At 65.9% G+C, this 18,474-nt stretch carries 20 protein-coding genes; 10 read left to right on the forward strand and 10 right to left on the reverse strand.

Annotated elements, in window-relative coordinates; genetic code table 11:
* Positions 1-8 precede the first annotated feature (8 nt).
* Positions 9-1,040, reverse strand: a complete 1,032-nt coding sequence (trpD, locus tag ACR9Y6_RS13190) for an anthranilate phosphoribosyltransferase (RefSeq protein WP_481281690.1) — start codon at positions 1,038-1,040, stop codon at positions 9-11.
* Positions 1,041-1,056: 16 nt separating this feature from the next.
* The gene (locus ACR9Y6_RS13195) at positions 1,057-1,653 is read right to left on the reverse strand and encodes an anthranilate synthase component II (protein ID WP_481281691.1); all 597 of its coding nucleotides are present in this window, start codon (positions 1,651-1,653) and stop codon (positions 1,057-1,059) included.
* Between the two features lie 235 nt (positions 1,654-1,888).
* Between ACR9Y6_RS13195 and ACR9Y6_RS13200 the strand changes: the two genes are divergently transcribed.
* Both ACR9Y6_RS13200 and ACR9Y6_RS13205 read left to right on the forward strand, forming a co-directional pair.
* Complete coding sequence (locus ACR9Y6_RS13200) at positions 1,889-2,407, forward strand: DoxX family protein (protein WP_481281692.1); 519 nt, start codon at positions 1,889-1,891, stop codon at positions 2,405-2,407.
* A gap of 82 nt (positions 2,408-2,489) precedes the next feature.
* Positions 2,490-3,443, forward strand: a complete 954-nt coding sequence (locus ACR9Y6_RS13205) for a D-2-hydroxyacid dehydrogenase family protein (RefSeq protein ID WP_481281693.1) — start codon at positions 2,490-2,492, stop codon at positions 3,441-3,443.
* Between the two features lie 4 nt (positions 3,444-3,447).
* Here the strand turns inward: ACR9Y6_RS13205 and ACR9Y6_RS13210 are convergent, their stop codons facing one another.
* Positions 3,448-4,275, reverse strand: a complete 828-nt coding sequence (locus ACR9Y6_RS13210; RefSeq protein ID WP_481281694.1) for a DUF2884 family protein — start codon at positions 4,273-4,275, stop codon at positions 3,448-3,450.
* Between the two features lie 118 nt (positions 4,276-4,393).
* Positions 4,394-5,071: a response regulator gene (locus ACR9Y6_RS13215; protein WP_481281695.1), complete on the reverse strand. Its 678-nt coding sequence runs from the start codon at positions 5,069-5,071 to the stop codon at positions 4,394-4,396.
* Positions 5,072-5,403: 332 nt separating this feature from the next.
* Between ACR9Y6_RS13215 and ACR9Y6_RS13220 the strand changes: the two genes are divergently transcribed.
* Together ACR9Y6_RS13220 and ACR9Y6_RS13225 are read left to right on the forward strand one after the other, a co-directional pair.
* Positions 5,404-8,169: an ATP-binding protein gene (locus ACR9Y6_RS13220; protein ID WP_481281696.1), complete on the forward strand. Its 2,766-nt coding sequence runs from the start codon at positions 5,404-5,406 to the stop codon at positions 8,167-8,169.
* Between the two features lie 92 nt (positions 8,170-8,261).
* Positions 8,262-8,483 (forward strand): hypothetical protein, encoded by a 222-nt coding sequence (locus ACR9Y6_RS13225; protein WP_481281697.1) that lies wholly within the window; start codon positions 8,262-8,264, stop codon positions 8,481-8,483.
* 8 nt (positions 8,484-8,491) lie between these two features.
* On the opposite strand, the gene ACR9Y6_RS13230 is transcribed toward ACR9Y6_RS13225, so the two are convergent.
* From ACR9Y6_RS13230 to ACR9Y6_RS13250, 5 genes are all read right to left on the reverse strand, one after another.
* A complete protein-coding gene (locus ACR9Y6_RS13230; RefSeq protein ID WP_306851164.1) occupies positions 8,492-8,926 on the reverse strand; it encodes a PA2169 family four-helix-bundle protein in 435 nt (144 codons plus the stop codon).
* 67 nt (positions 8,927-8,993) lie between these two features.
* Positions 8,994-9,734 (reverse strand): DUF2884 family protein, encoded by a 741-nt coding sequence (locus tag ACR9Y6_RS13235; protein WP_481281698.1) that lies wholly within the window; start codon positions 9,732-9,734, stop codon positions 8,994-8,996.
* Between the two features lie 72 nt (positions 9,735-9,806).
* Complete coding sequence (locus ACR9Y6_RS13240; protein WP_481281699.1) at positions 9,807-10,349, reverse strand: hypothetical protein; 543 nt, start codon at positions 10,347-10,349, stop codon at positions 9,807-9,809.
* 2 nt (positions 10,350-10,351) lie between these two features.
* Positions 10,352-10,876, reverse strand: coding sequence for a peroxiredoxin (locus ACR9Y6_RS13245; RefSeq protein WP_371023778.1), 525 nt, complete (start codon positions 10,874-10,876; stop codon positions 10,352-10,354).
* A 130-nt stretch (positions 10,877-11,006) separates the two neighbouring features.
* Positions 11,007-11,456 carry a hypothetical protein gene (locus tag ACR9Y6_RS13250; RefSeq protein ID WP_481281700.1) on the reverse strand — a complete coding sequence of 150 codons (450 nt, stop codon included), beginning with the start codon at positions 11,454-11,456 and terminating at the stop codon, positions 11,007-11,009.
* A gap of 190 nt (positions 11,457-11,646) precedes the next feature.
* Between ACR9Y6_RS13250 and ACR9Y6_RS13255 the strand changes: the two genes are divergently transcribed.
* Positions 11,647-12,060: a universal stress protein gene (locus ACR9Y6_RS13255; protein WP_481281701.1), complete on the forward strand. Its 414-nt coding sequence runs from the start codon at positions 11,647-11,649 to the stop codon at positions 12,058-12,060.
* Between the two features lie 72 nt (positions 12,061-12,132).
* Entirely contained in the window at positions 12,133-12,954 is an 822-nt protein-coding gene (locus tag ACR9Y6_RS13260; RefSeq protein WP_481281702.1) for a ferritin-like domain-containing protein, read from the forward strand.
* Between the two features lie 2 nt (positions 12,955-12,956).
* On the opposite strand, the gene ACR9Y6_RS13265 is transcribed toward ACR9Y6_RS13260, so the two are convergent.
* Entirely contained in the window at positions 12,957-13,670 is a 714-nt protein-coding gene (locus ACR9Y6_RS13265; RefSeq protein ID WP_481281703.1) for an outer membrane protein assembly factor BamD, read from the reverse strand.
* Between the two features lie 96 nt (positions 13,671-13,766).
* Between ACR9Y6_RS13265 and ACR9Y6_RS13270 the strand changes: the two genes are divergently transcribed.
* The 4 genes from ACR9Y6_RS13270 (at position 13,767) to ACR9Y6_RS13285 (ending at position 17,539) form a co-directional block, all read left to right on the forward strand.
* Positions 13,767-15,026 (forward strand): MFS transporter, encoded by a 1,260-nt coding sequence (locus ACR9Y6_RS13270; RefSeq protein WP_481281704.1) that lies wholly within the window; start codon positions 13,767-13,769, stop codon positions 15,024-15,026.
* A 61-nt stretch (positions 15,027-15,087) separates the two neighbouring features.
* Entirely contained in the window at positions 15,088-16,392 is a 1,305-nt protein-coding gene (locus ACR9Y6_RS13275) for a thioredoxin family protein (protein WP_481281705.1), read from the forward strand.
* Between the two features lie 37 nt (positions 16,393-16,429).
* Positions 16,430-17,113 carry a glutathione S-transferase gene (locus ACR9Y6_RS13280; RefSeq protein ID WP_481281706.1) on the forward strand — a complete coding sequence of 228 codons (684 nt, stop codon included), beginning with the start codon at positions 16,430-16,432 and terminating at the stop codon, positions 17,111-17,113.
* Positions 17,114-17,209: 96 nt separating this feature from the next.
* Entirely contained in the window at positions 17,210-17,539 is a 330-nt protein-coding gene (locus ACR9Y6_RS13285) for a hypothetical protein (RefSeq protein WP_481281707.1), read from the forward strand.
* Positions 17,540-18,474: the final 935 nt, after the last annotated feature.

The raw sequence follows: 18,474 nt of genomic DNA on the forward strand, positions 1-18,474 counted from the left end.
CGACGATATCAGGCGCCGAGCCGTTGTGTCGCGGCCACGAACGCGTCCATTTTTACACGAGCCGCGCCACTTGCGATGGTCGCGCGGGCGAGGTCGATACCGGCCTGTATGGAAGGCGTGACGTCGGCGGTATACAGCGCGGCACCCGCGTTCAGGCAAACGATGTCATGGGGAACGCCCGGGGTGCCGGATATGGCATCCAGCAACATTCCCATGGATTCCGTCGAGTCTTCCACGCGGAGATTACGGCTCGATGCCATCGACAGGCCGAAATCTTCCGGCTCGATCTCGTACTCATGCACGGCGCCATCGCGCAACTCGCCCACCATCGTCGCGGCGCCCAGCGAAATCTCGTCCATCCCGTCGCGACCCCATACCACCATGGCGTGCCTGGCGCCCAACGCCTGGAGCACGCGGATCTGGATGCCGACGAGGTCGGGATGGAATACGCCCATGAGGATATTCGGGGCGCCCGCCGGGTTGGTCAGCGGCCCGAGGATGTTGAAGATCGTGCGGACGCCCATTTCACGGCGGACGGGCGATACCACCTTCATCGCCGGATGATGGTTGGGCGCGAACATGAAGCCGATATCGGTCTGTTCCATGCAGACCGCGACCTGCGCCGGAAGCAGGTCGATGCGCGCGCCCAGGGCCTCGAGCACGTCGGCGCTGCCCGACTTGGACGAGACGCTGCGGCCACCATGCTTGGCGACGCGCCCGCCGGCGGCCGCGGCGACGAACATGGATGCCGTGGAGATGTTGAACGTCGAGGCGCCGTCACCGCCGGTGCCGACGATATCGAGGAAATGGGGATGGGGGCCGGCCTCGACCTTCGCCGAGAGATCGCGCATCACGCGCGCGGCGCCGGTGATCTCACCGACGGTCTCCTTCTTCACGCGCAGGCCGGTGAGGATGGCCGCCGTCATCAGCGGGCTGACGTCGCCCCGCATGATCTGGTGCATCAACTCGATCATCTCGTCGTGGAAGATCTCGCGGTGCTCGATCGTGCGCTGCAGCGCCTCGGAGGGAGTCATCGGCATGGCGCTTGGATCCTTCTTACGCGGCGAGCGGCAGCGGCATGCCGAGGAAGTTGCGCAGCAGGTCGTGGCCGTGCTGGGTGAGGATCGATTCCGGATGGAACTGCACGCCCTCGATATCGAGCGTGCGATGGCGCAGGCCCATGATCTCGTCGATCGAGCCGTCCTCGCGTTCGGTCCACGCGGTGACTTCGAGGCAATCCGGCACGGATTCCTTCTCGACCACCAGGGAGTGGTATCGCGTGGCCTCGAACGGATTCGGCAGGCCGGCGAACACGCCCTGCCCGCGATGCCGTACAGGCGAGGTCTTGCCGTGCATGATCTCCCGCGCACGGATCACCTTGCCGCCGAACACCTGGCCGATGGCCTGGTGCCCCAGGCAGACCCCGAAGATGGGCACTTCGCCCGCCATCTCGCGCAGGATGTCCATGGACACGCCCGAATCGTTCGGCGTACCCGGCCCTGGCGAGATCATGATCCGCGACGGCGCCAGTGCGCGGATGTCCGCGATGGCAAGGGCATCGTTCCTTACGACTTTCACTTCCTGCCCCAACTCGCCGAGGTACTGGACGAGGTTGAAGGTGAAGCTGTCGTAGTTGTCGATCATCAGGAGCACGTGCTTATCCTATTGATTTGCGGAGCCATTAAAGGATCGGATAGCCGCAGTATCACGCGTTTGTCAGCCAGCGGGCCATTATCCGACGAACCCGCCGGCACGGACAGCCCGGCGTTCGAACCTTCGGGACGACGTGTCCGCGCATGGCCGGCGATCGGTGAGTTCCCCGTTGGCGATGAAAGGATTCCCCTCGCCGGGCGGTCTCCCTGGGACGACCGTCACCGAGGAACGCGCCATGAACCCACCTCTTCCCGCATCGGGGCTATCCACCCTCCTTTACGATCGGCCCCGGCAGCTGGCGGCGTGGGCCCCGCTCGTGCTGCGCCTCATCGTCGGTGGCGGCTTCATGCAGCACGGTTTCGCGAAGCTCCTCCGCGGCCCCGATATGTTCGCCGGCATCCTTGCCGCTATCGGCGTCCCCGCGCCCGGCCTGATGTCGTGGCTCACGGTCCTCGTGGAGATCGTCGGCGGTTTCGCCATCCTCGTGGGCGCGTTCGTCGTGCTCGCCAGCATTCCAATGGCCGTGGTCTTGCTCGTGGCGATCTTCACCGTGCACCTGCCGTACGGCTTCAGTTCGATCAAGTTGATGTCGGTCGAGGCCGGCGTCGCCCATTTCGGACAACCCGGCTACGAGTGCGACCTGCTCTACCTCGCGGGCCTCGTTTCCCTGGTGATCTCGGGTGCCGGACGATGGAGCGTGGATAGCGGCATCGCCGGATGGCGGCGGAATCGTTCGGGCGATCGTGACGGCTGACCCGCCTCGCTTGTCCGCATCTCCCGCACAGGCGATCCTAGGTGCCCCTTTTGATCCAGCCCGCATGACACGGGAAACAACCATGAACGATGCAACGATCCGTATCGCGGTGCTCGACGACTACCAGGAGGTCGCCTTGCGTTGCGCGGACTGGTCGCTCCTCGAAGGCCGCGCCGAGGTCACCGTCTTCCACGATCACGAGGCGGACCACGATGCCCTGGCGCGGCGACTGGCGCCGTATGACGTCATCTGCGTCATGCGCGAACGCACCCCGATGACCGCGAACCTCATCGCCGCCCTGCCACGCCTTCGCCTCATCGCGTCCACGGGTCGCGGCAACGCATCGATCGACGAGGCGGCCGCCGCCGCGCGTGGCGTGGAGGTAGTCCATACGAACTACTCGTCCACGCCCACCATCGAATTCACCTGGGCCGCCATCCTCGGCCTGGCCCGCGGCATCGCGGACGAGGCCGCCTCCGTACGCGCGGGTGCGTGGCAGATGGGGCTGGGCGTGGAACTGCACGGAAAGACCCTCGGCATCCTGGGCCTCGGACGCATCGGTTCGAAGGTGGCGCGGATCGGCCAGGCCTTCGGCATGCAGGTGATCGCCTGGAGCCAGAACCTCGCCGAGGAAACCGCCAGCGCGTTGGGTGTCCGTCGTGTCACGAAGCAGGAACTCCTGGCCCGGTCCGACTTCCTCACCATCCATACCCGCCTGAGCGAACGCACCCGGGGGATCATCGGTGCGGACGATCTCGCCGCGATGAAGCCCGGTGCCCGGTTGATCAACAGCTCGCGAGGCCTGATCGTCGACGAAACCGCCCTGGTCGATGCGCTGAGCCACGGCCGCCTCGCGGGCGCGGCGATCGACGTCTTCGACGAGGAACCGCTACCGCCGGCGCACCCCTTCCGTACCCTGCCCAACGTGCTTGCCACACCACACATCGGCTACGTCACGGAAGAGATGTACCGCACCTTCCACGGCGACACCGTCCGCAACGTGCTGGATTGGCTCGACCGGCACTACGCCCGATGATCGTTCAGGACGAAGCGACCTTCTTCGGCTCGCTTTCGTCGTGATCGTGGCTGCCCTTCGGCTTGATCGTCATCAGTTCGAGCGGCTTGCCGTCGGCCGTGCGCACGCTCCATCCACGCTGCAGGTCGGCGAGGTCGTTGAGCTGGGGGCAGATGGCGTTGGCGCGCGCCTCCAGACCTTTCGAACGCTTGTCCATCTCCCGGTCCATGGCCTTGTCCAACGACTCGGCACGCGCCTGGAGCGCCGCCACCTTGCTCGAATCGCCGGACAGGGCGGCGGTCACCGCGCTGGACGTGACCGAGCCGACCAGCTCGCCCACCGAGTCCGATACCGAACCGGCGACCGTCTCGGTCATGCGATCCGCGGACCAATGCCCGGCGCCGATGCCTTCGTCGATCTCGCGCAATGCCTCGGCCTGCTTGCGCTTCAACTTCTCGAGCATCCCCGCGCGCTGGTCACCCTCGGCGAACGTCAGCGTGACCGATGTCATCGCGGAGAATCCGATCTCCACGCCATCGCGGGCGATGGAAGCGATCTGCGGCATGAGCCGGCGAACGCCGTCCTCGTAGCGGCGCAATGCATCGGCGTCGCTACGGGAGACCGCGATGTCCTTGCCATCCACCCTCAACGAACCATCGTGCAGGAAGATCCGGGCCGGAACGCCGTCCTTGCGATGAAAGGACAGTCCATTGGCCGTGACATCGACATCGTAGGCCGTGGAATAGTCGTGCTTGCAGGTATCGGTGCTGAAGTTGAAGCCCTTCGCCTGCCCGGTGGGGGCGGCGAGGACGAGCGCGATGGCGATCGTGCCGGCAATCAGTGAATGGCGCATGGTTCTTCTCCCCAGGGAACGGTTGGCTCCGGGTGGGATGCGCCCGGGCGCCCCAAGGTTTAAGCCGATTCGCGCGGCACCACATGGGCGAATGGTCATACCCTGACTTCCAGCAGGGTCAGGAGGCGAGACCCCTTTCACGGGCATATTCGGAAAGCCGGCTGTCATGATCGATGCCCAGCTTGCGCATGGCGTCGCGCTTTTGCCGGCTTACCGTCTTGACGCTGCGACTGAGGCGCTCGGCGATCTGGGTAATGGACATGCCGCTCACATACAGGCGCACGACCTCGATCTCCCGGGCGGAAAGCCGCGTCATGTCGGTCGCGCTGTGCACGCCGGCCTGGTCGAACTGGCGTCGAATCGTCTCGCTGAGATAGGGCCGGCCCGCCGCCGCATGACGCACCGCCACCGCCACTTCCTTGAGTGGCGCCCGTTTGTCGCACAGGCCCAACGCGCCACGAACCCGCATCGTCTGCAGCACCGCCGCGTTGTTCACCATGGTGAGCACGACGATCGGCAGCCGCGGATAACGCCGCCGGACCAGGTCGATCAGCGAAAGCCCGTCACCGTGACGACCGCCAGGCATGGAGAAATCGGTAACGATGACATCGCATGGACGAGAGGCCAGCAGGTCGACGAGTTGATCGCCATTGGCTGCTTCGCCGGCTACGACGATATCACCCGACGCCTCGAGCGCCGCACGGGTGCCCATCAGGACCACCGGATGATCGTCGGCAATGATCGTGCGCAGAACCATTTCTTCCCTCGCCGGCGGATAACTGCTGCCGCTCTCCATGAGATGTGCTACTCGTCGTACCATCGCGGAGATTACAGTAAACATCCGCTCGTGGTCGAAGGAACGCCATGCAGCTATTGAGAATCCTAGTCATCATTCCGTTCGCGGTTTGCTCATGCGATGCCTTCGCCGACAGGGTCGATGCGGAGCCGGTGCCGTGCCCGCCGGACGGCACGTCATCCTGCTTACCGCTTTCCACGGTCGCGCGAACTCATGAACCCACCCGACGGCACGCCGATGGAAGCCGACGCCTTCAAGCCTCGCTTGCCGACACCATTCCTGCCGAGGGCATATGTTCCGGTCGAGCCACCGGCCCACATATCGCCGCGGGCGTGGATGGACCCGCAAGAGACGACGGCGTCGCACTGACAGACGCCGAGCGCGATTGGCTGGCGCACCTGCCCGTGTTGCGTGTCGGCATCGATCCGACATCGGCGCCACTGTCCCTGGTGGATCGGAGAGGGGTGCCCGTCGGCCTTGCCATGGATTACCTCGACGATGCCCTGTCCGCTCTCGGCGTCGCCCATGTGCCCGTCCCCACGCAGCACTGGGGAGAAACGGTGCGCAGGGCCACCGCCGGTGACATCGATATCCTTCCCGCGGCTTCGCCCCGAAACGACGAGCTGGGCAGGAATTTCGATTTCACCGAGCCTTACATCGATTTTCCCGTGATGATCGTGACGCGTGACGACATGGCGACCATCGCGGGGCCCGCCGACCTGGGCGGGCACCGTGTCGCGGCCAACCTGGCCCATGGCGCGGTCGCCGATGCGGTACGCCACCTTCCCCTCGTCGAACCCGTCGCGGTACGCGACGCGGCCGAAGGACTGCGCGCCGTGGCATCGGGACAAGCCGATGCCTATGTGGGCGACATCGCGACCGCGGAATACTTCATGCGCCGCGACCATCCCGCGCGATTGAAGCTCGCGGCGCCCACGGACGAGCGCGCGGAGTTCGCGATCGCCGTCGATCGGCGGTACGCACCCTTGGTACCGCTGCTCGACAGGGCGCTCGCCCGGATCTCCGAGCGTCGTACCCAGGCCATCCGCAACACCTGGTTGCGATCCCACTACACGTGGGGAGGGTCCTGGCGGGAAATCGCACGCAAGGCCGGGCCGCCGGGTGCCGCGGTGCTCGCCCTCCTTCTCGCCGTATCCCACGCGTATGTACGCCTGCGTCGCGAAACACGACGGCGAAGGTCGAGCGAAGAACGGCTCGCCGACATCACCCGGCATATCCCTGCCGTGTTTTATCGTTTCCGCTACTTCGAGGGTGGACGCATCGAGTTCATCCACGTAGGCGGGAACCCGGAACCCATCTTCGGGATTCCCGTGGATACGTTCCTTCACGACGAACGCCGCGCGTTCGCCCGGATCGATCCTCGCGACCAGGCGCCGCTGCTTGCGGAGGTCGCAAGGGCGGCCAACACACTTACGCCGATCCACGCGGAAATGCGCATACGCGATGTCGCGCCCGAACGCTGGATCGCCTCGCATGCGCTGCCTCGGCCGGTGGCGGGCGCGGTGGAATTCACCGGCTACTGGATCGACATCTCCGACCGGCATGAACAAGCTGCCCAGCTGGCCGAGGCCAAGCAGGTGGCTGAAGAGGCCACCGCGGCGAAGAGCAGGTTCCTCGCCACCATGAGCCATGAGATCCGCACGCCGATGCATGGGCTCATCGGCATGCTCGAAATGCTCCGCGAGACATCGCTGCACGAGAGCCAGCGCCACCTGCTCGGTACCGCCGAGTCATCGGCCGAAGCGCTTCTGCGAATCGTCGACGACGTGCTCGATTTCTCGCGAATCGAAGCCGGCGCCGTCGAGATGGAGCATGCCACCTTCGATCTTCGCCAGCTGCTCGACGACGTCGTGGCACTGCATGCCCGGCAGACAAGGCAAAAAGGCCTTTCGGTGGACATCCATGTCGATGCGCGCCTGGCGCCGGGTGTCATGGGTGACGCGGCCAAATTGCGCCAGGTGTTGCTCAACCTCGTCAGCAACGCCATCAAGTTCACCGCCCGGGGTCGCATCGACATCGTCGTCGACGTCGTGAAAGACATGGAGATGAAGCAGAGCATTGGCATCGACGTGGTCGACACGGGCATCGGCGTCGCCCGTAAGGATATCGAGCGACTGTTCGCCCCCTTCAGCCAGGCCGAGCCGTCGACGACACGCCGCTTCGGCGGAAGCGGTCTTGGCCTGGCCATCAGTCGGCGCCTGGTGGAACTGATGGGCGGCGATCTCGTGATGTCGAGCGTGGTCGGAGAGGGTACGCGACTGTCGATCGTACTGGACATGGAGCGATCGCGACATGCCGCCAGCGACGAGGCCGTGGGCACGGCCGTCGTCGCCACGCCGCCGGTAAAAGAAGCAACCCTCGACGTACTCGTTGCCGAGGACAACGCGACGAACCGGCAGCTGGTCGCGGCACAACTGGCCCGTCTCGGCCATCGTTATGAATTGGTCGCGGACGGCGCGGAGGCGCTCGCCCGCGCATCGTCGCGCCGGTTCGACGTCTTGTTGACCGACCTGCACATGCCGGTGATGGACGGCTATGCGCTCACCCGCGCACTGCGCAAGCAAGGTTCGCCTCTTCGCATCGTGGCGGTCACCGCGAATGCGCTTCCCGGCGAGGAAGCCCGCTGCCGCGCTTCGGGAATGGACGGATTCGCTACCAAGCCGCTGCGATTGGGCGAGTTGGACATGCTGCTCTCGCCCGGCGAGGATGAAGATTCCGCCCGCTCGCCCTGGGATCTGGATGCATGGCGGGAAACCTATGGCGATCTCGCCTTGCTGCCTCTCATGGTGGACCGGTTCGAGATGGCCGTGCGCGAAGACATGGCGGGAATCGCCGCCTTCGACGATCCGTCCGCCGCGGCGGATTGGGTTCATCGCATCCTCGGCGGCATGCGCGTTTTCGGCCCATCGACCGAGGCCGCGTTTGCGGAATACCTGGAAAATGAACTTCGCGGCGCCCATGGCGCGGCCGCCATGCATCGTTTACCGGAACTGGCGTCGGCGATAGAAGGCTATGCCTCGCGATTGCGGACCGCGCTGGATGCGCATCCATGCACTGAGGATATGCTCAAGAATTAGTACGAATTTTCAGACTAGTCCGATAGCCTCGCGCTGATTCCCTCGTCATCCTGATCACAGTACGCCTTCAGGCGTCCGGCGGAGGACGAGGCATGAACGAACACGCAATCGAATATCACATCGCGGACATAGGCGAGACCTGGGGCATCTTCCGCGAGGGCGTGCAGATCGCCGTACGCACCGATCCCGCGGACGCGATCGCCTTCGCCAACTTCTTCGCCGATCGCGAAACGCTGATGTCGGCATTCCCCGTCCGCGTTTCCGCCGACATCCATTTGCACCGCACCCTGCACGCGATACGTCTCGCCGCGTAGGCGATGCGTCAGCGCCCGGCGGCGCTGCCGAGGTTGGTCATGTCGAGGTGCAGCAGGCGCAGGCGCGCGATATGCCTGCCGACCATCGCGCGATCTCCGGAACTCGCCTCGAGGCGAAGAAAGGCGTCCAGGAGACGACGCTCCATCTGCTCCAGCGTCCGGATATACGTCACATCGGGATCATGCGACAGCTTCACCGAGGCTTCCATCATCGTCCGCCGGACACCGCTCATGGGCCCACCGGCCGTCGCCGGGCGCACTCCCGCGGAGGACACTTCGTCCTGCAGGTCCGTAGCGATGGCGGTCAGGGAGGCGGCGGATTCCTCCAGGATGGTCTTGAGTCCCGGCTCACGAACGCCACGTGCAGCCTGCCGATAGAGGTCGCGGTCTGCAATCACTCGCCGGATCAGGCCGTTTACCACACGGGTCGAGTTGCGTTCCATGGGGCAGCACGTTAGCCCCGTCGGACTTAGCCGGCCTTAAACGCGCCGGGCACCGGTCAGCCGGTGGTCAGCCACCCGCTTCGAGCAAAAGCAAGGGCCTGCCGGTCGCATCGTGCAGACCCGATTGCAGATCGCCCAACTGGCGGATCGACGGACACAGCGCCTGGATCCGCGGTTTGAGCGCCGCCTCCAGCCGTGCCACCACGCGGGCCTGGCCACCGGTGGATACGGACGCCACACGGTCCCGCAACGCCGCCGCCCCCTGCAAATCGCCGTTCATCGCCAACGCCATGGCTTCGCCGCCGACGTCCTGGGTAAGGATGGGCGTCACATCGGACACGATCTCCTGAGCATAGGCGCGCATCGCATCCTCCTGCCAGTCGCGCGTACTCTGGCTGGCGGCGATGCGCCGCTTGATGTCCGCCACCCGGGCATTCAACACCCGGTCGAGTTCGCCACTGCCCACCGCGCCCGGGGCGGCCGTGGCGGCCTCGTCGCGTACCGCGCGTGCGGCGAGGTCGACACCGTCGTTCGCGATCGCCTTGACCTTCGGGACCAAGGCCCGGAGGTTGCGTTCGAACAGGGCGACACGGTCTTGCTCATCCGGCCGAAGGGATACCGCCCGCCCATCGGTCGCCAGGCTGCCATCTTGCATGCGCACGCTACGCGGGGCCGCATCGGGGCGCTCGAACACGAGGCTGTCCGGCCGCACCGTCAGGTCATAGGTGCTGGCCACCTGACAGGTGGTGCCGAGGTCCTGGGCCGCCACCCCACCTGCAAGGCAGGTGGCGATGGCGAAGACGAGCAAGCGTGGTGTCATGGCGGGTCCCGGCGGAAAACGCTTCGATAGCCGGCGGCGTACGAATGCCGGCTGAACCGATCAGAGCGCCGGCTGGGCGAACTGCTGGCGTACCGACACGCTGCCGAGGATCCACGACAGCCAGGCCAGCACGGGAACCGAAACGATCTTGAGGACCAGGCCGATCAGCAGGATCGTCCTGTGCTTCTGTCCGGCCGCCAGGAGGTCCGCCGGCAGGCCGGCCTGGGAAAGGACCGTACCGAGCTGGCTCCACTGGTCGAACGAAACCCACGCGGTATAGGCCGCCCAGAGCATCAACAGCAGGGCGACGACCCGCATCGCGCGCCGGCCCCAGTCGCGCCAGCGCAGCGTCCCGAGGCTCAAGACCATCACGACGAAAGCCGCCAGCGCGTAGGCGAGCGACCATAGCAGGCCGATGCGCGGATCGCCGGCGCCCGCGGCGATCGCCTCGGCGCTCACCGCGCCCACCGCATGGGCGAAGAGGACCGAGGCATAGGTATTGATCACGAAGCCGGCGGCGGCGAGCAGCATCACCAGCCAGACCACGATGCGCCACGGAGCGAAGGGACGGGCGTGCCTGGCACCCTTGGCGGCCTGGAACACGATCAGGCGCCCGCTTTCTTCAGTGCGGCGAGATCCGCCAGGACCTGGCCCGAGTTCTTCTCCGGGTCGACATCCTTATAAACCTTGACGATCTTGCCGGCCGGGTCGATCAGGAAGGTCTCGCGCAAGGCGTACTTGGTATCGCCATGGCTGGTAAGCACGGCGTACTTCGTGGCGACGGCGCCGTCCGGGTCGGACAGCAGCGGGAACGGCACGTGGTATTTCTCGGCGAACTCCGCATGCGACTTGACGTCGTCCAGGCTCACGCCCAGCACCACCGCGCCGGCCTTGTGCAGCTTGGCGATGTCGTCGCGGAAGGTGCAGACCTCGGTGGTGCAGCCGGCGGTGAAATCCTTCGGATAGAAATACAGGACGAGCCACTTGCCCTGCTCGGTTTGCAGGGTGTGCCATTCGCCCTTCTGGTCCTGCAGGCGGAAATCGGGTGCTTTCTCGCCAACCACGGGGCTGGAAGCCCAGGCGGCGGCGGAAACGATGCACAGGGCGATGAGGCTGAGGAGGCGGCGCATGGGGGAACCTCGATGGGTGGGATCGCGGTGAGTGTACTCGCGAGGCTCCCAAGGTTGCGCCGGCCGTGCCGGAACTCAAGAAAAAGGCGCCCCCTTCAGGGGCGCCCCCGAGATCACCAGGCGCCGGCTATTACTTCCGCGCGATCTCGAACTTGCTGACGTCCACGCCGAGGTTGAAACCGCGGCCGGTACCGGTGACGGCAAGGGACACCTCGCCCTTGGTCATCGCCAGGCTCTCGGCGCTCTTCACCGCGCCCGCATTGGCGCCGGCCGTCGCGTAGTCGCCGAAGATCTCGCTGATGTTCTTGACGTTGGTGAACTCGCCCTTGCCATTCTCGATGCTGAACTTGCCGGCCGTGATACCACCACCGCGGATGTGGATCATCACGGTCGCCGACTGGCCGTTGTCGCAGCGCACGTGGCCCTGGCCATCGGCACGCTTGTAGATCGCGGCCCAACCGCTCGTGCTGAAGGTCATGTGGCACTTGGTACCGCCCTCGGCAGCCTGGGCCGGCTGGACCGTCAAAGCACCTGCCGCCGCCAGAACCAGGGCGGCCATACCCGTGATGCGCTTGATCATGTTCGTTTCTCCGTTGAAAGGTGGCAGGGAACTGCGAAGCGGATTCTCCACTCACGAATGTGAAGAAACACGGAGCGCCCGAGCGGCCGTTCAGGAATGGCCCGGCTTGATGGACGGCGGGTGAACTGGCTCCCCGGAGCGCCGCCATGGTCCTAATATCGAGCCGTATCCATTCGATGGAGGATTTCCCATGCCCAAGAACATCCTGGTCGGCTACGACGGTTCGGAAACCGCCCGCCGCGCCTACCTCTTCGCGTTGGAACTGGCGGCCTGCGCCCGGGCGAAGGTTCACGTGGTTTCGGTGATCCAGCTCGACAATGGGGCCGATATCTCGGCCCTGATGATGACCGATGTCGGGGAGGAGCGCCTGGCCGGCCTGCGCGAGGAGGTCGCGGCGCTCGGGCATCCGGCCGGCGTGCCGGTGGAGGTCGAGCTGGTCCATGGCAGCCCCGGCGACGCCCTGCTCTCCTTCGTGGCCGGGCACGGCGTGGACCACATCGTCATCGGCCATACCGAACGAGGCGCGCTCGCCCGCTGGCTGGTCGGATCGACCTCCACCGATGTCCTGGCCAAGGCCCATGTGCCGGTGACCGTGGTGCGTTGACGCGCCGCCTTTGTCACAATCCCGTCATTGTGCCCCGGGGCACCAGGACCTGTGATCGAGGAACATTCCGCAGTGAGCTACGCCGCCACCTTGCCATGGACGCTCGAAAAACTGGACCTCTCGCGCATCGACGTGGAGAAGGTCAGGCATAACGAAGATCTTTTCCTGCTCCTGTGCAGCTCGTCCTTCGTCGAAAGCGGCTCGGACCTGTACACGCACAACCTCGTCGACCACTTCGCCGGTGACGAGGAACTGCAAGGCTGGCTGCGTGACCATTGGGAGCACGAGGAAATGCAGCACGGCCGCGCGCTGGCCGCCTATGTGCGCCATGTATGGCCCGACTTCGACTGGGACGCGGGCTTCAAGGCGTTCTTCGCCCATTACGGCTCGGTCTGCACGTCGGAGGAACTGGAGCCGAACCGTGGGTTGGAGCTAGCCGCGCGCTGTGTCGTGGAGACGGGTACGGCAAGCCTGTATCGCGCGCTCAACGAGGTCACCGACGAACCGGTGTTGCGCGAGCTGACCAACTACATCAAGAGCGACGAAGTGCGTCATTACAAGCACTTCTACCAGCATTTCCGCATCTATCGCGAGCGCGACGGCATCGGTCGCCTGAGCACGTTCCGCGTGCTGCTCAAGCGCCTCCGCGAGATCAAGAACGAGGACAGCGACATCGCCCTGCGTCACGTCTTCAACGTGCGCTATCCGGACAAGGCCCAGGACGACGCGGAGTTCCGCCGCGTCACCTCGCGTGCCGAGGGCCTGCTCAAGCGGCACATCCCCGCCGAGATGACGGTGAAGATGCTGCTACGCCCGCTGGATCTCCCGCCGAGGGTGAACTCGATGCTCGAGTGGCCGCTCACGCGGATCACCGAGAAGCTGTTCCTGCACTGAGGTCATTTCTTCTTCGGCAGGGACGTCCACTTTTCCGGATCGAAACCGCCGGTCTCGAACACGAGCGTGGTTTCGCCACGGCTGATCGTCACCACGTCGATGGTCAGCCGTCGGGTCCGGGCCAGGTCCTTGAGGAACGACGCATCGTTGCGGAACAACAGGGCGGGCTCGCCGGTCGGCGGGCGGAACGCCTTGATCGTCTTCGCCTTGCCGTCGAACGTGGCCTTCAGCGAGCAATCGCCCTTGCAGACGAAACCCTTCCCGGTGGTGGCATACAGGAAGACACTCTGGCCCCAGTCGGTATGCCGGCGAAGGATCAGGCGCACCGTCTGCTCGCCCGTCGGCCGCGAAGACTGGATGGTGGCCGTGCTCTGCGTGCCACCCTGCATGGGCGAGGTCTGGTAGAGCCACAACGCGGCGAGGCGGGCTTTCTCGCTGGCCGCCTTGTAGTTGGCCTCGAGCGCGTCGAGGGTCTTCTTTACCTCGGCCGCCGCGGGCGTGTCGGGATATTTGTCGATGATTTCATGGCCCAGTTGCACCGCCGGGCCATCGTTGTGCAGCTTCAGCAGTTGCTGGTAGGTCTCCAGCTTCTTCGCGGCCTCCGCGGTCTGGTCGCTCGCGGTGGATGCCGGCGCGGCGGCCTGCTGGTCCTGCGATGAGGAACACGCCGCGGCAAGGACGACGATGGCGAGGAGGACGGCGATACGGCGCATCATCTTGCGATTCCTGCTGGAAAGCCCCTAGCTTCGCCGCTCGATGCCGCGCCTGGCAAGGCGCGGCGTAAAATGCGGGGGACGCCCCAAGGATTCCCCATGCCTTCGCCCACCACGGAAGCGGTCTCGCTCCTGCGCCATCGCGCCTTCCTGCAATTCTGGTTCGCCAAGAACGCCTCCAGCTTCGGTTTTCAGATGATGTCCGTCGCCGTCGGCTGGCAGATCTACGAACTGACCCATCGCGCGTTCGACCTTGGCCTGATCGGCCTCGCGCAGTTCGTGCCATCGGTGCTGCTGGCCCTTCCGGCGGGCCACATCGCCGACCAGTTCGACCGGCGCCGCATCGTCACGGTATGCCAGGCGGTCGAATGGATCGCCATCGCCTTGCTGGCCGGGTTCAGCCTGGCGGGCCACCTGACCGAGACGGGCATCCTCGCGCTGGTCTTCGTGGTCAGCGTCGCCAAGGCCTTCGAATTCCCCGCGCTCCAGTCCATGCTGCCCGCGCTCGTTCCCACCCACGTGCTTCCCCGCGCGATGGCCGCGAACGCCTCGGCGGGGCAGGCCGCGATGATCGCCGGACCGGCGCTGGGAGGCTTGCTCTACGTGGCCGGCGCCGCCACCGTCTACGGCGTCTCCGCGTTGCTCTACCTCGTGGCGTTGACGCTGATGTCGCGCCTGGCCTACGACCACCTGCCGCCACGACGCGAGCCGGCCACCCTCAAGACCCTGTTCGCCGGGGTGCACTTCATCCGCCGCCGGCCGGCGGTGTTCGGCGTGATCTCGCTCGACCTGTTCGCCGTGCTGCTCGGCGGCGCGACGGCCTTGTTGCCGATCTTCGCCAAGGACATCCTGCACACCGGTCCGTGGGGCCTGGGCATCCTGCGCGCCGCGCCAGCGGTCGGCGCGCTGTTGATGTCGGTATGGCTGGCCCGGCATTCCCTGGAACGCCGGGTCGGGCCGATCATGTTCGGGTCGGTCGCCGGCTTCGGCGTCGCCACGCTCGTCTTCGCGCTTTCCACCACCCTCTGGCTGTCCGTGGTCGCGCTGTTCGCCCTGGGTGCCTTCGACATGGTCAGCATGGTGATCCGCGGCGCGCTGGTGCAACTGGAAACGCCGGACGACATGCGCGGACGGGTGAGTGCGGTCAACGCCATCTTCGTGAACACGTCCAACCAGCTCGGCGAGTTCGAGTCCGGGCTGCTGGCGGCCGCCGTGGGCGCGGTGAACGCGACCCTGGTCGGCGGCATCGGTACGCTCGTGGTCGTGGGCTTGTGGATATGGTGGTTCCCTTCCCTGCGCCGCCGGCAGGGACTGGTATCGGACCCGGAGCCGGTCGAGGGCGCCAGCGACACGATCTGACACGGTGCCGGAAACGTGCTATTAGGTGGACGTCTATACCTCCAAAGGGTGAGGGTCCACCATGAAGCGCCTGCTTGTCGCCGTCCTCGTCATGTTCGCCGCGCCGGCCTTCGCCGCGCATGAGACACCCGCCAGCCTCGATGCCGCGCTTGCCCAGGGCAAACGCGAGCACAAGCCGGTGTTGATCGATTTCCAGGCCGTGTGGTGCTACTCCTGCTATTACATGGCCAGCCATGTCCTCAACGGCAAGGAGTGGGACGACCTCGAAAGCAAGGTCGTGTTCTACGAAGCCGACGCCGACAAGCCCGCCGACCAGGCATGGATGAAGAAGCTCAACGTCCACTTCCTGCCGACCTACGTGGCGATCGGGCCCGACGGCGAGGAACTGGGACGCATCCTCGCCGAACGGCCTCGTGACAAGTTCTATCCCGAAGTCGCGGCCCTCCTTTCCGGCGATGCGCGCCTGTCCAAGCAGAAGTCCGATGCCGCCAAGGGTTCGATGGCCGCGGTGGCCGACGTGCTGGATACCTACCAGCAGCGCTACCAGGGCAACGAAGGCATGGCCTGGTTCGACACCTTGCCGGCGATGGTGCGCAACGTATCGGACAAGGACAAGCGCGTGGCGCTGGCCAAGCAACGCCTGCTCCTGCTGCAGGCGAAGGACCGCAAGGACGACAAGGGCATCGCCGAGGCCGCCACCAGGGTCCTCGCCGGCAATATCGGCTGCGAACGTCCTTACGTGCTGGATGACCTTATCGGCGCCACCGAATCGCAGCACCCTGATTCCCGGCAGTCGACGCTCGCGCCGCAACGGGCTTCCTACGAGCAGTTCCTCGCCACGCAGGTATTCACCGCCACCCCGGCTTGTGCCGACCAGCGCAGCGCGGTTCTCACGGCGGCGGACCTGGATGCGGCACTTGGCGACCACGCCGCCGAACAAGCCGTGCTGCGCAAGGCCATCGACCTGAGCCGGGACAAGCTGCACGGCGATCTCAAGAGCGACCGCAACCTCGCCGACAACCTTCGCGTGTACCTGGTCAGGGCGAAGGCGGGCGACGAACTGGACACGCTGGAAAAGCAGTTGATCGCGGCCTATCCCGACGACTACGTCTACAACTACCGCTACGGCCGCCGCCTCGTCGAGAGTGGCAAACCCGCCGAAGGCCTCCCGTATCTCGATGCGGCGTCGAAGAAGGCGTACGGCGCGAATCGCTTCGCGGTCGCGACGTATCAGGTGAAGGCTTTGCGTGCCTTGCATCGCGACGACGAAGCGCGCAAGCGCGTGGCCGACACCGTCGCGGCGGAAGGCAAGGCGTTTCCCGAACAGACGAAGAAATTGCAGGAGGCGTTGACCGCGGCGGGTTGATCCGTAACCTGCGCACTCCTCACTACTCGAAGCAGCCATGATCGTCATCCACCATCTGAACAACTCGCGATCGCAGCGCGTACTCTGGCTGCTCGAGGAACTGGGCCTGCCGTACGAGATCGTGCGATACCAGCGCGACCTGAAGACCATGCTGGCACCGAAGGAACTCCGCGCCGTCCATCCTCTCGGCAAGTCGCCCGTGCTCGTGGATGGCGATGTCACGCTGGCCGAATCCGGCGCCATCGTCGAATACCTGGTTGGCCGCTATGGCGAGGGGCGGCTCAAGCCCGCCGACGACACGCCCGACGCGTTGCGCTACAGCTATTTCCTGCACTACGCGGAGGGGTCCGCCATGCCCCCGCTGCTGCTCAAGCTCGTATTCATCCGCATGGAGTCGGCACCCGTGCCGTTCTTCGCCAAACCCATCGCCCGCATGCTGGCGCGCGGTGCGCAGAAGGCCTTCGTCGACCCGCAGCTCAAACTGCACCTCGACTACCTGGAGGGCGAAATCGGCAAGACGGGCTGGTTCGCGGGCAACGAGTTCAGCGCGGCCGACATCCAGATGAGTTTCCCCCTCGAGGCCGCGTCCAGCCGCGCGGCGCTCGACGCCACCCGTCCTGGCCTACACGGATTCCTCGAACGCATCCACGCCCGCCCCCCCTATCAAAGGGCGTTGGAAAGGGGCGGCGACTACGACCTCGCCCCTGCCCGGCCAGGCTGAATCCCTCATCAACCCTTGTGCGCCTGTTTACACGACGCTCACGAGGCGGACCGCAAAGTCGCTTTCCAACCGTAACGTCGTAGAGGGAGCCATCCGATGAGCAGAAACCGCGAATTCGCGCGTCAGGTCGAGAGCGCCGTCAACGGTGTATCGGGTCGCGTCCGCCATTACGCCGACGAGGCCTCGGGAGTCGGCAACGACTTGCTCGAGCGCAGCCGCCGGGTCACGAACAAGTTCACGAAGCGCAACAGCCTCAGCGGCCAGCGCATCCGTTACCTGGCCGAAGATGTAGCCGACGAGGCGACCTACCAGTACCGCAAGTTGCGCAAGCAGGTGCGCCGCAACCCGGGGCTCACCATCGGTATCGCCGCCGCCGCGATCGGCACCTTTTTGCTGATCCGCCACGTGCTGCGCGACGACGATTGAATCTATCCCTAGGGACAGGGAAAGGCCGGGAGCAATCCCGGCTTTTTTTGTGGTTCTTCGCGCATTTCTGGGGTTCGCTTAGTGCTGGGCTCGGCTTCGCCCTCGCATTCGTTGTGTGCGGCGTCGCGGGGGAGCTGCCGGGCGCCACCCTCGTCGCGACGGTAGTCGCCGTCCCTTGGGGAGGGATGCCGCTGCGCGGCCGTGTTTGATGGCTGCGCCCCGGCGGGCTCGGACGGTCGGGCGGGGGTTTCCGATTCGCCCTCCTGGCTCAGCGGAAACGATCGGCCGTCCTGGCCGATCCCCTGCGGGCCTTCTCCGCCCGCCCGTCCTCGGCTCCTAATGTCGCGCCGAGGGTGGCGCCCGGCAGCTCTCTGGACCCTGCGGTGGGCTGGTGGGAAAGAGCGACGCTCGCCACATGCCACATGCCGCACCCGGGTGGGAAGCGGGCTGGTCCGCGAGTCCTCAATCTCTCCAGTGACGAAGGAGGCCTTGCACTGATCGGGCGAGGCGTGTCACCGCTCGCTCGGTGGCGATGCACGGCCTCGTTCGCTCGAAATTAGGGTGGCGAATCGCGGGCCAGCCCGCTTCCCACCCGCGTGAGGGGTTTCACACGGAGACGGCATCCACCCGAGGACGGCATCACCCGGTAGGCGGCGTTGCTTTTGTCGCACGACCCCTCAGTGCTCGGAAGAGCCGTCGGCCGCCACCCTCGTCGCGACGTGTGGAACCGAGGAGCGACGGGCGAAAAGGCCCGCCAGGGGGCCGGCCTGGACGGCCGGCCGTTTCCGCCGAGCCATGGAAGGCGAGTCGGAAACCCCGCCCGGCGCGACGGGCGCGACGGGGCGCCAGCCATAAGACATGGCCGCGCAGCGGCTTCCCTTCCCGAGCGACGGTGCAACCGGAGCGACGAGGGTGGCGGCCGACGGCTCTGCCCC

This window comes from Luteibacter sp. TLI7-4A (genome assembly GCF_056754745.1).

Excerpts from the sequence above, each read along its gene's own strand:
- trpD (WP_481281690.1), bottom strand. The coding sequence starts at position 1,040 with ATGCCGATGACTCCCTCCGAGGCGCTGCAGCGCACGATCGAGCACCGC.
- ACR9Y6_RS13200 (WP_481281692.1), top strand. The coding sequence starts at position 1,889 with ATGAACCCACCTCTTCCCGCATCGGGGCTATCCACCCTCCTTTACGAT.
- ACR9Y6_RS13205 (WP_481281693.1), top strand. The coding sequence starts at position 2,490 with ATGAACGATGCAACGATCCGTATCGCGGTGCTCGACGACTACCAGGAG.
- ACR9Y6_RS13210 (WP_481281694.1), bottom strand. The coding sequence starts at position 4,275 with ATGCGCCATTCACTGATTGCCGGCACGATCGCCATCGCGCTCGTCCTC.
- ACR9Y6_RS13215 (WP_481281695.1), bottom strand. The coding sequence starts at position 5,071 with ATGGAGAGCGGCAGCAGTTATCCGCCGGCGAGGGAAGAAATGGTTCTG.
- ACR9Y6_RS13225 (WP_481281697.1), top strand. The coding sequence starts at position 8,262 with ATGAACGAACACGCAATCGAATATCACATCGCGGACATAGGCGAGACC.
- ACR9Y6_RS13230 (WP_306851164.1), bottom strand. The coding sequence starts at position 8,926 with ATGGAACGCAACTCGACCCGTGTGGTAAACGGCCTGATCCGGCGAGTG.
- ACR9Y6_RS13245 (WP_371023778.1), bottom strand. The coding sequence starts at position 10,876 with ATGCGCCGCCTCCTCAGCCTCATCGCCCTGTGCATCGTTTCCGCCGCC.
- ACR9Y6_RS13250 (WP_481281700.1), bottom strand. The coding sequence starts at position 11,456 with ATGATCAAGCGCATCACGGGTATGGCCGCCCTGGTTCTGGCGGCGGCA.
- ACR9Y6_RS13255 (WP_481281701.1), top strand. The coding sequence starts at position 11,647 with ATGCCCAAGAACATCCTGGTCGGCTACGACGGTTCGGAAACCGCCCGC.
- ACR9Y6_RS13265 (WP_481281703.1), bottom strand. The coding sequence starts at position 13,670 with ATGATGCGCCGTATCGCCGTCCTCCTCGCCATCGTCGTCCTTGCCGCG.
- ACR9Y6_RS13270 (WP_481281704.1), top strand. The coding sequence starts at position 13,767 with ATGCCTTCGCCCACCACGGAAGCGGTCTCGCTCCTGCGCCATCGCGCC.
- ACR9Y6_RS13275 (WP_481281705.1), top strand. The coding sequence starts at position 15,088 with ATGAAGCGCCTGCTTGTCGCCGTCCTCGTCATGTTCGCCGCGCCGGCC.
- ACR9Y6_RS13280 (WP_481281706.1), top strand. The coding sequence starts at position 16,430 with ATGATCGTCATCCACCATCTGAACAACTCGCGATCGCAGCGCGTACTC.
- ACR9Y6_RS13285 (WP_481281707.1), top strand. The coding sequence starts at position 17,210 with ATGAGCAGAAACCGCGAATTCGCGCGTCAGGTCGAGAGCGCCGTCAAC.